The sequence below is a fragment of the Thauera sp. SDU_THAU2 genome, from assembly GCF_038260575.1.
GTDB lineage: Bacteria > Pseudomonadota > Gammaproteobacteria > Burkholderiales > Rhodocyclaceae > Thauera.
The window spans coordinates 4437990-4452559 of the sequence record NZ_JBBWUN010000003.1; the positions used below are offsets into that span (position 1 = coordinate 4437990).

A 14570-nucleotide genomic window follows, 5' to 3' on the forward strand; every position below is an offset into this window, starting at 1 on the left:
GGGGGCCGGCGCTGGAGCGGGCCGGCCACGCGGAAAGACAGTGGCGATTATAGGCCCTGGCGCCGTTCGCCCGCCTTTGCGCTCAGATGTTCGCCGCGCCACAGGCCGAGCGCCGACAGGTAGGCCAGTGCGGCAAAGGGCCACAGGCTGTCGACCCATTCGGTCAGGCCATGGAAGTTAAGCACGTTGCTCAACTGGGCGAGCTGCCGGTTGTAGGCGAGATAGGGATTGTCGGGCATCAGGTTGACCAGGGCGGTGGCGCCCAGCAGCGCGGTGCCGGCCAGCGCGTGCTGGGCGAGGCGGGGCAGCAGCAAGGCGGCGGCCAGCAGCGCGCAGCCGATCGCCAGCCCCCGCTCGGCGCCCGGCGTCAGCCAGGCCAGCGGTGCGCTGGGCTCGAAGAAGGTGGCGGTGGCGACGCTCTTGGCGGCGATGCCCAGCGCCAGCAGCAGCACGATCGGCAGCGGGTTGCGCGCGCGCATCATGCAGCGGGCGAAGAGGCCGACGGCCAGGATCGAGGCCGCGGTCAGCGCGGTGTCGAAGGCGATGAAGCGTTCGGGGCTGAACGGCAGCGGTCCGGCGATGCCGAGCAACTGGCGCAGATTGCCGCTGGAAAACAGCAGGTCGGTGGCGCTGAGCTGGCTCAGCAGCCACAGCGCGAGCAGGACCAGGCCGGCTTCGCCGGTGCGGCCGCCGATGATCCAGGCCGTGCGCCAGCGATGGATGATGCCGCGGGGACCGAACCAGTCCTGCCCCCAGCGTATCCCCAGCATCGCGCCGAGCAGGCCGCCCAGGACGTTGGCGCCGACGTCGAGGTTGCTGGCGATGCGGCTCGGCAGCAGGTTCTGCAGGGTTTCCAGGCCCAGGCTCAGCAGTGCCGCCAGCACGGTGATCCGTGCGACGCCGCGCCAGGCCGGTCTGCCCGCCGGCAGCGCGGCGGCGGCGAGGAAGCCGAAGGGCAGGTAGCCGAGGATGTTGAACAGGAAGTCTTCGAGGATGAAGTAGCGCGGCCATGGCGCCCACAGATAGTCGAACAGCGGCAGCCCGCTGTCGCGCCAGCCCGCCAGCGGATACAGGCAGGCGTAGGCCATCAGCGCCGCATAGGCGATGGCGAGGTTGCGCGGCAGCGAGGAGGGGAGCGTGTTCCGGTTCATGGCGTGGGGGGACGGGGAGCCCTGCACCTGCGGGCTCCGATGTCCGATCCCCCGGGATTCTGCCAGTTCCCCCGGGGTCTGTGGCTCATGCACCGCCGTGGTGCGCGATGTGCATTCCGGGTGCGTGAAAGACGATGGCTGCCGATGAATCGTGCGGGCGTGGCCATGGTTTGCGGATGCGCACGGTTCTTGCTGTGGAGCAGGCTGTCGCTCAACCGTGTCCTGCGAGGCTCTCGTGTCCATCCACGTCAAGCTGAATCACATCACCCATTACCGTTACGACCGCCCGGTGGCGCTGTCGCCGCAGGTCGTCCGTCTGCGCCCGGCGCCCCACAGCCGCACGCCGATCCATGCCTATTCGCTGAAGGTCGAGCCGGCGGAGCATTTCATCAACTGGCAGCAGGATCCCCAGTCGAATTACCTGGCGCGGCTGGTGTTCCCGGAAAAGACCACCGAATTCCGCGTCGAAGTCGATCTGGTCGCCGAGATGTCGGTGATCAATCCCTTCGACTTCTTTCTCGAGCCGAGCGCCAAGGAAATCCCCTTCGATTACGACGGCGGCCAACTCGTCGAACTGGCACCCTATCTGGTCAAGGCCCCTGCCGAGGTGCTGGGGCCGAAGTTCGAGGCCTACCTGGCCTCGATTCCGCGCGAGCCGCAGGCCAGCGTCGATTTCCTCGTCGCGCTCAACCAGCGCCTGCAGCAGGACATCCGCTACCTGGTGCGGATGGAACCCGGCGTGCAGACGCCGGAAGAAACGCTGAGCCTGGCAAGCGGCTCCTGCCGCGACTCGGCCTGGCTGCTGGTGCAGCTGCTGCGCCACCTGGGGCTGGCGGCGCGCTTCGTGTCGGGCTACCTGATCCAGTTGACGCCCGACGTGAAGTCGCTCGATGGTCCCTCGGGCACCGAAGTGGACTTCACCGACCTGCATGCCTGGTGCGAGGTCTATCTGCCCGGCGCCGGCTGGGTCGGGCTGGACCCGACTTCCGGACTGTTCGCCGGCGAAGGCCACATCCCGCTCGCCTGCTCGCCCGAACCGTCTTCGGCGGCGCCGATCACCGGCTTCTCCGACGAGTGCGAATGCGAGTTCGAGCACCACATGAAGGTCGAGCGGGTGTGGGAGGCGCCGCGCGTCACCAAGCCCTATACCGAAGAGCAGTGGGAGGCGATCGAAGCCCTCGGCCACCGCATCGACGGCGACCTGGATGCCAGCGACGTGCGCCTGACCCAGGGCGGCGAGCCGACCTTCGTGTCCCTCGACGACCGCGACGGTGCGGCCTGGAACGGCGATGCGCTCGACCCCTTCAACCGCGACATCAGCAAACCGAGCAAGCGCACGCTGGCCGAGAACCTGATGTTCCGGCTCAAGGACCACTATGCGCCGCAGGGCTTGCTGCATTTCGGCCAGGGCAAGTGGTATCCGGGCGAGCAACTGCCGCGCTGGTCGCTGAACTGCTACTGGCGCAAGGACGGTGAGCCGCTGTGGCGCGACCCGGAGCTGTTTGCGCGCGAACTCTCCGGCACCCGGGTGGACGAGAAGACTGCAGGCGATTTCCTCGCCCGCGTCGCCGAACGCCTCGGGGTTGCCGGCAAGTGGATGATGCCGGCCTTCGAGGACGCCTGGTACTACCTGTGGCGCGAGCGCAAGCTGCCGACCAACGTCGACCCGCACGATTCGCGCGTCGACGACCCGCTGGAGCGCGCCCGCCTGACCAAGATCTTCGACCAGGGCCTGAAGGAAGTCATCGGCCACGTGCTGCCGATCGTGCGCAGCCACACCGGTCCGCAGCGCTGGCAGAGCGGGCCGTGGTTCCTGCGCGCCGAGCGCCTGTACCTGATCCCCGGCGATTCGCCGATCGGCTACCGCCTGCCGCTGGATTCCCAGCCCTGGGCCGGCAAGGGCGACTACCCGTGGATCCATCAGATCGACCCCAACCAGGCTTTCCCGGTGTTGCCGGCCCACGCGGCGCTGCGTCATCAGCTGCAGCCGGCGGGCGTGACGATCGGCGCCGACAGCGGCCTCGGTTTCGAGGCGCATGCCGGCGGCTGGACGCCGGGGCGTATCGAGCATGCCGGCCAGCACGACGTCGACGGCGAGGCGGCGGTGCCGTTGCCGGGCGCCGATGCGGCGGCACTGGCCCGCCGCGACGAGCGCTACGACCCGGCCCGCCCGCCAGGCCCCTACGAATCCGCCGGCTGGATCACCCGCAGCGCGATCTGCGCCGAGCCGCGTGGCGGCCTGCTGTACATCTTCATGCCGCCGACCTCGGCGCTGGAGGATTACCTCGAAGTCGTCGCCGCGATCGAAGCCACGGCCGAGGAGTTCGCCCTGCCGGTGGTGCTCGAAGGCTATGAGCCGCCGTCCGACCCGCGCCTGTCGCACTTCCGCATCACCCCCGACCCGGGTGTGATCGAGGTCAACATCCATCCGGCGGGCAACTGGGACGAACTCGTCGAGCGCACCTCCACGCTGTACGAGGAAGCCCACCAGTCGCGCCTGTCGACCGAGAAGTTCATGCTCGACGGCCGCCATACCGGCACCGGCGGCGGCAACCACTTCGTGCTCGGCGGCGCCACGCCGGTGGATTCGCCCTTCCTGCGCCGGCCCGACCTGCTGCGCAGCCTGGTCAGCTACTGGCACAACCATCCCAGCCTGTCCTACCTGTTCTCGGGCCTCTTCATCGGCCCGACCTCGCAGGCGCCGCGCGTCGACGAGGCCCGCCACGATTCGGTGCACGAACTGGAAGTTGCCTTCCAGCAGTTCCCCGACCCCGGCGTCCAGGTGCCGCCCTGGCTGATCGACCGCCTGCTGCGCAACCTGCTGATCGACGCCACCGGCAACACCCACCGCGCCGAGTTCTGCATCGACAAGCTCTACAGCCCGGACGGCCCCACCGGCCGGCTCGGCCTGCTGGAGTTGCGCGCCTTCGAGATGCCGCCGCATGCGCGCATGAGCCTGGCGCAGCAACTGCTGCTGCGTGCGCTGATCGCCCGCTTCTGGCAGCAGCCCTACGCGCCGGATCGGCTGCGGCGCTGGGGCACCGAGTTGCACGACCGCTTCCTGCTGCCGCACTGGGTGGCGGAGGACTTCCGCGACGTCATCGACGAGTTGCGCGAGTTCGGCTATCCGATGGAATTCGACTGGTTCGCGCCGCATTTCGAGTTCCGCTTCCCGAAGTACGGCGAGTTCGCCGCGCGCGGGGTGCGGGTCGAGCTGCGCATGGCGCTCGAACCCTGGAACGTGATGGGCGAGGAAGGCTCGGTCGGCGGCACGGTGCGCTACGTCGATTCCTCGGTCGAGCGCGTGCAGGTCAAGGTCAGCGGCCTCAACGACGATCGCCATGTGCTGAGCTGCAATGGCCGTGCGATACCGCTGCAGCCCACCGGCATCGTCGGCGAGTTCGTCGCCGGTGTGCGCTACCGTGCCTGGCAGCCGCCGTCCTGCCTGCACCCGACCATCGGCGTGCATGCACCGCTGACCTTCGACCTGGTCGACGGCTGGATGCAGCGTTCGATGGGCGGCTGCGTGTATCACGTCGCCCACCCGGGCGGCCGCAACCACGAGGCCTATCCGGTCAATCCTTATGAGGCCGAAGGCCGCCGGCTGGCGCGTTTCACCACCACCGGCCACACGCCGGGCCGCATCGAGCCTGCGCCGGCGACGCGCAACGCCGACTTCCCCTTCACCCTCGACCTGCGCCGCCAGGGCTGAGGACGCCATGCAGCTTCAGCCGCAGAGCCCGCCCGAACTGCTCGCGCACTACGCCGCGCGGCCGGACCGCTACGACGAACTGTGCCAGCGCATCGGCAGCGTGGTGGTGGTGCGGCCGCACTGGCGCGACTTCTTCCACCAGCTGGCGGCGATGCCGCCGGCCGAGACCGAGGCGCGGCGGGCGGCGCTGCGCCGGCTGGTGCACGAGAACGGCATCACCTACAACGTCTATGCCGACCCGCGCGGCTTCGAGCGGCCGTGGGACCTCGACCTGCTGCCCTACATCCTGCCGGCGGCGGAATGGGCGCAGATCGAGGCCGCGGTGATCCAGCGCGCGACGCTGTTCAACCTGATCCTCGCCGACCTCTACGGCGAGCAGAACCTGCTGCAGCAGGGGCTGATCCCGCCGGCGCTGATCTACGGCCACAGTGGCTTCCTGCGGCCGCTGGTGGGCGTCAAGCAGCCGCGCGACCTGTTCCTGCACCTCTATGCGGTGGATCTGGCGCGCTCGCCCGACGGCCGCTGGTGGGTGGTGGCCGACCGCACCCAGGCGCCGTCCGGCGCCGGTTATGCGCTGGAGAACCGCGGCGTGGTGGCACGGGCGCTGCCGGAACTCTATCGCGCCGCCGGCGCGCAGCCGCTGGCGCCTTTCTTCGAGGATTTCCGCGACAGCCTCGCCGCGCTGGCACCCCTGGGGTCGGCAGCGGGCGAGGCACCGCTGATCGTGGTGCTGACGCCCGGGCCGTACAACGAAACCTACTTCGAGCACGCCTTCCTCGCCCGCGAGATGGGGTTCCCGCTGGTCGAAGGCCAGGACCTGACGGTGCGCGACGAGCAGGTCTTCCTGCGCACGCTGGATGGCCTGCGCCGGGTGCATGTGATCCTGCGCCGGGTGGACGACATCTGGTGCGACCCGCTCGAACTGCGCGACGACTCGGCGCTCGGCGTGGCCGGGCTGGTGGCGGCGGTGCGTGCCGGCGGCGTGACGGTGGCGAACGCGCTCGGCAGCGGCATTCTCGAAACCGGTGCGCTGCTCGGTTATCTGCCGCGGCTGGCCGAGCACCTGCTCGGGCAGAAGCTGAAGATGCCGTCGGTGGCGACTTGGTGGTGCGGCGAGGCCGCGGCCTGTGCCCATGCGCTGTCGCGACTGGGCGAACTGGTGGTCAAGCCGGCCTATCCGGCGATGCGCGGCGGGCCGGTGTTCTGCCGCGACCTGCCGCCGGCGGAACTGGCGGCGCTGGCCGCTCGCATCGCCGAGCGGCCTTTCGACTTCGTCGCGCAGGAAATGGTGAATATCTCGCAGGCGCCGGTGCTGGCCGACGAGCGGGAGGAGGCCGGCGAGGCCGCCGGTGGGCTGGTGGCGCGCAACATCGGCCTGCGGGTGTTCGTCGCCGCCTCGCCCGACGGCTTCCGCGTGATGCCGGGCGGCCTGGTGCGCGTCGCCCCCGAAACCGACATGCGCGTGGTGTCGATGCAGCACGGCGGCGGCAGCAAGGATGCCTGGGTGCTCGGTGGCGCGGTATCGACGGTGCGCCGGCCGGTGTCCGCGGTGCCCGGCCAACTCGCGCCGCGCGAGCTCGACATGCCGCTGCCCGGGCTGGCGAGCCGGGTCGCCGAGAACTTTTTCTGGCTCGGCCGCTACAGCGAGCGTGCCGACGGTTCGGCACGCCTGGGGCGGGAAACCCTGAGGCGGCTCGGTGGCCTGGTGGAGTTCGATCGCCCGGTGGCGAAGGCACGCAACGATGATGCCGGGCCATGGGCGACGCCGACGCTGGCGGCGCTGGCCAGCCTGTGCGAGCGCTGCGGCCTGCGGCTGTCCGCCGGCGAAGAGGCCGCTGAGGAAAGGGCCGTCCAGGACAGGAGTGCCCGGGGAGAGGCGGCGGCGCAGGACGGCGCTGCGCCGGTACGGCCCGCAGCGCCACCCGAGGATGGCCCCCTTGCTGCAGAGTGCGGCATCGAGCGGCTGGCGGGTGCGTTGTTCGACGAAAGCCAGAGCGGCAGCGTGGTGACCAGCCTGCGTGGCGTGCTGCGCCTGGCGGCCCAACTGCGCGACCGGCTGTCGCCGGACAGCTGGCGCATCTACAACCGCCTGGCCGAATTCGCCACGCCTGCGCCAAGCACGCCAGGCCTGGGCGACGCGATGCATCGCCTGGACGAGTCGCTGCTGTCGCTGGTGACGCTGTCGGGCTTCGTCATCGAGAGCATGCCGCGCGATGCCGGCTGGCGCTTCCTGTCCATCGGCCGCCGCATCGAGCGCCTGCAGTTCCTGACTTCGGCGCTGGCCGCGCTGCTGACGGTGCCGGAGCAGGGTGCGCTGGAAGCGCTGCTGGCCGTCACCGACGGCGAGATCCGTTACCGCAGCCGCAACACGCGCGGACTCGCGCCGCGGCCGGTCGCCGAGCTGGTGATGTTCGACCCCGACAATCCGCGCGCGCTGCGCTACCAGATCGAGTCGCTGATCGAGCACGTCGGTCGCCTGCCGGGCGGCCGTTCGCTCGGCGAGCCCTTGCAGGCGCTGCTGGCCGAACTGGATGCCGAACGCGACTGCGACTGCTTCGAAAGGCTGGCGCTCGATCCGCGCAAGCCAGCCGCGGCCGAGGCGCGGCAAACCGTCGCTTCGCTGCTGCGGCGCATCTGGGGCGCCGGCAATGCACTGGCCGACGGCATTTCCCACCGCTACTTCACCCATCTGGACGCGCGCAGCCATGCAACCGCCTCGCGCTGAAGATCCATGCGTGCCGGCGGCGGGCGAAGCGTCGATGCACTGCTACGAGATCACCCACGACACCACCTACCGCTACGCCAGCCCGGTGCTGCTGTCGCAGCAGATCGCCCACCTGAGCCCGCGTGCGATGCCTCGCCAGCGCCTGTTCGCGCATCGCCTGACGATTTCGCCCGAGCCGTCCACGCGCAGCGAGCGCCTGGACTTCTTCGGCAACCCGACGACGCGCTTCGGCCTGTATGCGCCGCACGAACGGCTGAGCGTGCAGGCGGTGAGCCGGGTCGGCGTGCAGCGGCAGGACTGGCCCGAGCCGGCGCAGAGCCTGCCGTGGGAAGCCGCGCGCGACCATCTGCGCGATGCACTGTCGGGCCATGCGCCCTTGCAGGTCGACGCGCGCGATGCCGGCCAGTACCGCTTCGCCTCGCCCTTCGTGCAGCTCGGCGAGGAAACCGCGACCTATGCAGCCTATGCCGTGCGCTGCTTCACCCCCGGCCGACCGCTGCTGGAAGCGGCGCAGGCGCTGTCCTCGCTGATCCATGCCGAATTCCGCTTCGACCCGGCGGCCACCAGCGTCGCCACGCCGGTGGCCGAGGTCTTCGCCGAACGCCACGGCGTGTGCCAGGACTTTTCCCATCTGATGATCGCCTGCCTGCGCTCACCGGGCTGGCGGCGCGCTACCTGTCGGGCTACCTGCTCACCGAGCCGCCGCCGGGGCAGCCGCGGCTGATCGGCGCCGACGCCTCGCATGCCTGGGTCGCGGTGTGGTGCCCGGGCATCGGCTGGGTGGAGTTCGACCCCACCAATGCCGTGCAGCCGGCTCAGGGCCACATCACGCTGGCCTGGGGGCGCGATTATGGCGACGTCTGCCCGCTGCGCGGCGTGATCCTGGGCGGCGCCAGCCACGCCGCGGACGTTGCGGTGACGGTGATGCCGGTAGCGGTGCCGCCAGCGGCGCCGGGCTGCGGCGAATCCGATGCACCAGCATGATGCATCGCATGCCAGGCTGGTGCGCACCAGCGAGGTGCACGCCGGGCAATTGCGCCGCGGCGCGGTATTTCGCGCCCGCCAGCGGCTTGGCACGCTTTCTGCTGTGGTAGCGCGCAAGGGAGTCCGACAATGATCGCAGACATCAAAATGACCGCAGCGAAACCCTATGACGAAATGTATGCCGCCGATGGTTCGGTGCGCGCCCATTACCGCAGCTACGCCGACTGGCTCGAACGGATGCCGCGCGAACGCATCGAGCGCAAGCGCGGCGAGGCCGACGTCGCCTTCCACCGCGTCGGCATCACCTTCAATGTCTATGGCGCCGACGGCGGCAAGGAGCGGCTGATCCCGTTCGATCTGCTGCCGCGCATCATCCCCGGCGATGAATGGACGGCGCTCGAAGCCGGTCTGCGCCAGCGCGTGAGGGCGCTCAACGCCTTCCTGACCGACGTCTATCACGGCCAGGAAATCCTGCGCGCCGGCCGCATGCCGTCCGACCTGGTGCTGAACAACGCCCAGTTCCGTACCGAGATGAAGGGCGTGGACGTGCCCGGCGGCCTGTACGCGATGATCGCCGGCATCGACCTGGTGCGCGCGGCGGGCGCCGACGGCAAGGGCGAGTACTACGTGCTGGAGGACAACCTGCGCGTGCCCTCGGGCGTCAGCTACCTGATCGAGAACCGCAAGATGATGATGCGGCTGTTCCCCGACCTGTTCTCGCGCTACCGCGTGCAGCCGGTGGAACACTACCCCGACCTGCTGCTGGAGACGCTGCGCGCGGTTGCGCCCGAGGGCGTGCTCGACCCCACTGCGGTGCTGCTGACGCCGGGCGCCTACAACAGCGCCTACTTCGAGCACAGCTTCCTGGCCCAGCAGATGGGGATCGAACTGGTCGAAGGCCAGGACCTGTTCGTCAAGGACGACACGGTCTACATGCGCACCACCCAGGGGCCGCGCCGGGTGGACGTGATCTACCGCCGCATCGACGACGACTTCCTCGATCCGCAGGTGTTCCGCGCCGATTCCATGCTCGGCGTGCCCGGCCTGATGTCGGCCTACCGCGCCGGCCGGGTGACGCTGGCCAACGCGGTCGGCACCGGCGTCGCCGACGACAAGTCGATCTACCCCTACGTGCCGGAGATGGTGCGCTTCTACCTGGGCGAGGAACCCATCCTCAACAACGTGCCCACCTACATGCTGCGCAACGAGGAGGACCTCGCCTACACGCTCGCGCACCTGCCCGAGCTGGTGGTGAAGGAAGTCCATGGCGCCGGCGGCTACGGCATGCTGGTCGGGCCGGCGGCGACCAAGGCCGAGATCGAGCATTTCCGCCAGCTCATCATTGCCGCGCCGGAGAAATACATCGCCCAGCCGACGCTGTCGCTGTCGACCTGTCCGACTTTCGTCGAAGCCGGCATCGCGCCGCGCCACATCGACCTGCGCCCCTTCGTGCTGTCGGGCGGCAAGGAGATCCGCATGGTGCCCGGCGGCCTGACGCGGGTGGCGATGCAGGCCGGTTCGCTGGTGGTGAATTCCTCGCAGGGCGGCGGCACCAAGGATACCTGGGTGGTCGGCTGAGGCCGCTCACCTGCCTTCAGCCGCCTGTCCCCGTCCGTACCCCATATCCGATGAAACTGGGAGAACGATCATGCTGAGCCGTACCGCCGATCACCTCTACTGGATGGCGCGTTATACCGAACGTGCGGAAAACACCGTGCGCATGCTCGACGTTTCTTACCGGATGTCGCTGCTGCCGCGCAACAACGGCAGCAGCGACGACGGCTGGGGCGCGATCCTCGCCATCAGCGAACTGACCGACGCCTACGCCCGCAGCGGACGGCCGCTGACGGCGCGCGACGTCATCGAGTTCGTCGTGCTCGACCGCGACAACCTGTCGAGCGTGTGGAACTGCCTGCGTGCGGCGCGCGAGAATGCGCACGCGGTGCGCGGCACGCTGACCGCGGAAATGTGGGAAACCACCAACGCCACCTGGCTCGAAATCCGCGACATGACGCCGGAAAAGCTGCAGGTGACCGACCTCGGCGAGTTCTTCGAGTGGGTGAAGTTCCGCTCCCATCTGCTGCGCGGCGTCACCTTCGGCACCATGCTGCACGACGACGCCTTCCAGTTCGTGCGCCTGGGCACCTTCCTCGAACGTGCCGACAACACCGCGCGCCTGCTCGACGTGAAGTACCACAACCTGCTGCCGCAGACCGAGAGCCCGACCGGCACCACCGACTACTACCAGTGGGGCGCGCTGCTGCGCTCGGTGTCGGCCTTCGAGACCTACCGCCACGTCTACCGCGACGTCATCACGCCCTACAAGGTCGCCGAACTGCTGATCCTCAACCACGCCATGCCGCGCTCGCTGCATGCCTGCGTCGACGAGGTCAACGACATCCTCGGCGAGATCGCCAACCTGCACTCGGCCGAAGCCGCGCGCCAGGCCGGCGAACTCCATGCCACGCTGCACTACGGCCGCATGGACGACATCTTCGACACCGGCCTGCACCCCTGGCTCGAGCGCTTCCTCGAGCGCATCAACCGGCTGGGGGATCGCATCGGCGACAACTTTCTCGTTCCGGTCGCCGCCTGAACGCTTCCTGGCGCCGCCCTCGGTTTGCTCGTGGACCGGCGGCGCCGAACAATGACCCGACAGGACTGCCCGCATGACTTATTGCGTTGCGATGTGCCTCGACGAGGGACTCGTCTGTCTGTCCGATTCCCGCACCAACGCGGGCGTCGACCATATCAACACCTTCCGCAAGATGACCGTCTTCGAGCGTGCCGGCGACCGGGTGCTGGTGTTGATGAGCGCCGGCAACCTCGCCATCACCCAGGCGGTCATCAACATCCTGCGCGAACATGCCGCGGTACAGGACCGCCAGAGCCTGTGGAGCGCGCCGACCATGTTCGAATGCGCGCGCCTGGTCGGCGACACCATCCGTCGCGTGCATCAGCGCGATGCCGAAGCCTTGCAGCAGTTCGGCGTCGAATTCAACGCCTCCTTCATCCTCTGCGGCCAGATCGCCGACGAGCCGCCGCGGCTGTTCAGCATCTACGCCGCCGGCAACTTCATCGAGGCCTCCAGCGACACGCCCTACTTCCAGATCGGCGAATCCAAGTACGGCAAGCCGATCGTCGACCGCGTGGTCAATTGCCGCACCTCGCTCGACGAAGCCGCCAAGTGCGCGCTGATCTCGATGGATTCGACGATCCGCTCGAACCTGTCCGTCGGCCTGCCGCTGGACCTGCTGATCTACAAGCGCGACAGCCTGAAGGTGACGCGCCACGTCAGCATCGATGCCGACAATCCCTATTTCGACATGATCCACAACCAGTGGGGCGCCAACCTGCGCCGGGTGTTCGCCGAACTGCCCGATCCCGACTGGGCGACCTGGCCGCAGGAAGCCGTGCCGCGCCCGCGCGTGCGGGACATGGGCGAGACCGCGGTATGCGAAGCCGCCGGCAAGAAGGGGTGAGGCAGGATGGAGGCAGTGGGATGAAGAAAAAAGGGCTGCGTGTGATCGCAGCCCTTTTCCGGGATGAATGTGGCGGAGCGGGCGGTGCGCGTGCACGCCCGACTCCGCGAGCGGGTGCCGACGCTGAAGCGGCTCCCGATCTACGACTTGAAACGCCCCACCAGCCCGTTCAGTTCATCCGATAGCTGCGACAGCCGCCCGGAATCCTCCTGCGCAGAGCTGGCCAGGCGCTCGACCAGCTGCGCCTCGTCGTAGATCTGCTGGATATGCTGGTTGATCTCTTCGGCCACCCGGTGCTGCTCCTCCGCTGCGGCCGATATCTGCAGGTTCTGGTCCCGGATTTCATCGACCGACAGCTGGATGCCTTCGAAGCTCTCCCGCGCATTCTCGATCGACGACACGCTGGCACGCGACAGATCCAGGCAGCTTTCCATTTTCTGCGAGACCTCGTTGGTCTTGCTGCCGAAGGTGTTGAGCAACTGGACGATTTCGCCGGTGGAGTCGGAGGTGCGCTTGGCCAGAACCCTCACTTCATCCGCAACCACGGCAAATCCACGCCCCTGCTCGCCTGCCCTGGCGGCCTCGATCGCCGCATTCAGCGCCAGCAGGTTGGTCTGTTCGGCGATGGCGCGGATGGTGTCCAGAATCTGGTTGATGTTGCGGCTGCCTTCCTCCAGCTCAACCATGGCCCGGGACGACTCGGCCAGGCGGCTGCCCAGGCGGTTGACGTTCTCGGTGCTCAACTCGATCTGCTGCTTGCCCTCGGCGACACGACGATGTCCGTTCTCGGCGGAGTCGGCGGCATTGCTGCACGAACGGGCCACCTCGTTGGCGGTGGCGACCATCTCCTTGAACGCGGTGGACACCAGCTCCGCCGCTTCGCGCTGGCGCCCGGCCGCCTGGTGCATGTTGCCGGCAACGTCGCTGTTGACCCGCGAGGCGTCCTGCAGCCTGGTCGATGCCGCGCCGATGCGCTGGATCAACTGGCGTATCGCGGCGAGAAACTTGTTGAACCAGCCCGCCAGTTCCGCGGTTTCGTCCTTGCCCTGGACCTCGAGATCGCGGCGCAGATCGCCATCGCCCTGGGAGATCGACTGCAGCCCGGCGCTGACCTGGCCGATGGGCTTGACGATCACCCTGGAGAACACCGCTGCGATCAGGGCAAAGACGATCGCCAGCACCACCACGATGGCCGCCGTCAGGTAGCTCATGCGGGTGGCCTCGCCCATGACTTCGCCGTGCTCGATCAGGCCCACGTAACGCCAGCCGAGGTCGGGCGAGGACCAGATGTTGGCCATGTAGCGCACACCGTCGATTTCCACCTCGGTGAAACCCTGCGTGGTGGCGGCCAGTTGGGCGTAGGGCGCGCCCAGCTCCTTGAGCTGCTTGAAATTGTGCCCGGCATCCCGGGGGTCGACCAGCACGATGCCGTCCTCGATCAGCATCACGTAGCCGCTTTCGCCCAGCTTGATGCTCTTGACCAGCTCGGTGAGGTTCTTCAGCGAAACGCTCACGACGAACACGCCCTTGGCCTTGCCTGCGCCGTCGAGCATCGCCCTGGCCGTACCGACCAGCGCCATGTCGTCCTTGTCGTAGTAGTAGGCGGGCGTGCGCACCGTCTTGCCCGGGCTGGCCATGGCGGCCTTGTACCAGGGGCGCGAGCGCGGATCGTAGTTCGCCAGCTGCGGGTCGTCCGGCCATTTGGCGTAGCTGCCGTCTTCCAGGCCGATGGAAAGGATCGCGGCCGAGGGGTGGGTGGTGCCATAGCGCGCGAACTGATCGATCACCTGCCGGGCCGCCGCCGGCATGGGCTGGCTGGCGGCATCGGCGGAGCGGTAGTCCTTCAGGCTGTCGACCCACGTATAGGCAGGGTCGGCTGCCATCTGATCGACGTTCTGCTGGGCGGCGTCGAAGAACTGGCGGATATTGCCGTCGATCTGGCGGATTTCGCGGGTGCTGCTGTCGATGAACTGGTCGACCGCCTGGCTGCGGGTGTTCAACACCGAAATCACGGCAACCAGGCTGACCGGGATAAAGGCGACCAGGACGAAAGCAAGGACGAGCTTGGTCTGTATTTTCATTGTGATAACCATCATGCATTGGGGTTGGGCGCAAACGGCTGCGGCACGGTGACATGTGCGGCGATCTGCTGCCGGCCCTGTATCGGCTCGATGGAGGCGAATCTTTAGCGGGGATTCCGGCCATGACGGGAAACAAGGCGGCTTCGCGCCTGTTTTTTTGTCCGCCGGGCCGCCCCAAGGCAAAAAGCGCCCCCCTGGGGGGCAGCGAGTCCGCGAAGCGGATGAGCGTGGGGGCATTTTTCGCCTGGTGGCCCGCGTGTATCCGAAGCGCCGGGACTTGCTTCCGCGGGAGGGCGCCCCTGCCGGGCGCACAATGAAAAAGGGCCAGCACTTTTCAGCGCTGACCCTTTGAATGCTTTGGCGGAGTGGACGGGGCTCGAACCCGCGACCCCCGGCGTGACAGGCCGGTATTCTAACCAACTGAACTACCACTCC

General features: G+C 68.4%; 7 protein-coding genes, 1 tRNA gene and 1 pseudogene. 6 read left to right on the top strand and 3 right to left on the bottom strand.

Features of this window, described 5'->3' with window-relative positions; all coding sequences use genetic code 11:
* Positions 1 to 47 precede the first annotated feature (47 nt).
* On the bottom strand, positions 48 to 1151 hold the full coding sequence (locus AAFL97_RS22455; RefSeq protein WP_341647222.1) for a VanZ family protein: 1104 nt from the start codon (positions 1149 to 1151) through the stop codon (positions 48 to 50).
* Between the two features lie 235 nt (positions 1152 to 1386).
* Here AAFL97_RS22455 and AAFL97_RS22460 point away from each other — a divergent pair, with 235 nt between their 5' ends.
* The 6 genes and pseudogenes from AAFL97_RS22460 (at position 1387) to AAFL97_RS22485 (ending at position 12054) form a co-directional block, all read left to right on the top strand.
* The gene (locus tag AAFL97_RS22460; RefSeq protein WP_341646814.1) at positions 1387 to 4863 is read left to right on the top strand and encodes a transglutaminase family protein; all 3477 of its coding nucleotides are present in this window, start codon (positions 1387 to 1389) and stop codon (positions 4861 to 4863) included.
* Positions 4864 to 4870: 7 nt separating this feature from the next.
* A complete protein-coding gene (locus tag AAFL97_RS22465) occupies positions 4871 to 7588 on the top strand; it encodes a circularly permuted type 2 ATP-grasp protein (RefSeq protein ID WP_341646815.1) in 2718 nt (905 codons plus the stop codon).
* Positions 7589 to 7622: 34 nt separating this feature from the next.
* Positions 7623 to 8572, top strand: a pseudogene (locus AAFL97_RS22470) (transglutaminase family protein).
* Between the two features lie 147 nt (positions 8573 to 8719).
* Positions 8720 to 10150, top strand: coding sequence for a circularly permuted type 2 ATP-grasp protein (locus tag AAFL97_RS22475; protein WP_341646816.1), 1431 nt, complete (start codon positions 8720 to 8722; stop codon positions 10148 to 10150).
* Between the two features lie 70 nt (positions 10151 to 10220).
* A complete protein-coding gene (locus AAFL97_RS22480; protein ID WP_068635811.1) occupies positions 10221 to 11168 on the top strand; it encodes an alpha-E domain-containing protein in 948 nt (315 codons plus the stop codon).
* A gap of 73 nt (positions 11169 to 11241) precedes the next feature.
* Positions 11242 to 12054: a proteasome-type protease gene (locus AAFL97_RS22485; RefSeq protein WP_263461488.1), complete on the top strand. Its 813-nt coding sequence runs from the start codon at positions 11242 to 11244 to the stop codon at positions 12052 to 12054.
* A 140-nt stretch (positions 12055 to 12194) separates the two neighbouring features.
* On the opposite strand, the gene AAFL97_RS22490 is transcribed toward AAFL97_RS22485, so the two are convergent.
* Both AAFL97_RS22490 and AAFL97_RS22495 read right to left on the bottom strand, forming a co-directional pair.
* Positions 12195 to 14135, bottom strand: coding sequence for a methyl-accepting chemotaxis protein (locus tag AAFL97_RS22490; protein WP_341646817.1), 1941 nt, complete (start codon positions 14133 to 14135; stop codon positions 12195 to 12197).
* 358 nt (positions 14136 to 14493) lie between these two features.
* A tRNA-Asp gene (locus AAFL97_RS22495) sits at positions 14494 to 14570 on the bottom strand.

Coding starts and splice junctions, on each gene's coding strand:
- AAFL97_RS22480 (WP_068635811.1), top strand. CDS start 10,221: ATGCTGAGCCGTACCGCCGATCACCTCTACTGGATGGCGCGTTATACC.
- AAFL97_RS22485 (WP_263461488.1), top strand. CDS start 11,242: ATGACTTATTGCGTTGCGATGTGCCTCGACGAGGGACTCGTCTGTCTG.
- AAFL97_RS22465 (WP_341646815.1), top strand. CDS start 4,871: ATGCAGCTTCAGCCGCAGAGCCCGCCCGAACTGCTCGCGCACTACGCC.
- AAFL97_RS22490 (WP_341646817.1), bottom strand. CDS start 14,135: ATGAAAATACAGACCAAGCTCGTCCTTGCTTTCGTCCTGGTCGCCTTT.
- AAFL97_RS22475 (WP_341646816.1), top strand. CDS start 8,720: ATGACCGCAGCGAAACCCTATGACGAAATGTATGCCGCCGATGGTTCG.
- AAFL97_RS22455 (WP_341647222.1), bottom strand. CDS start 1,151: ATGAACCGGAACACGCTCCCCTCCTCGCTGCCGCGCAACCTCGCCATC.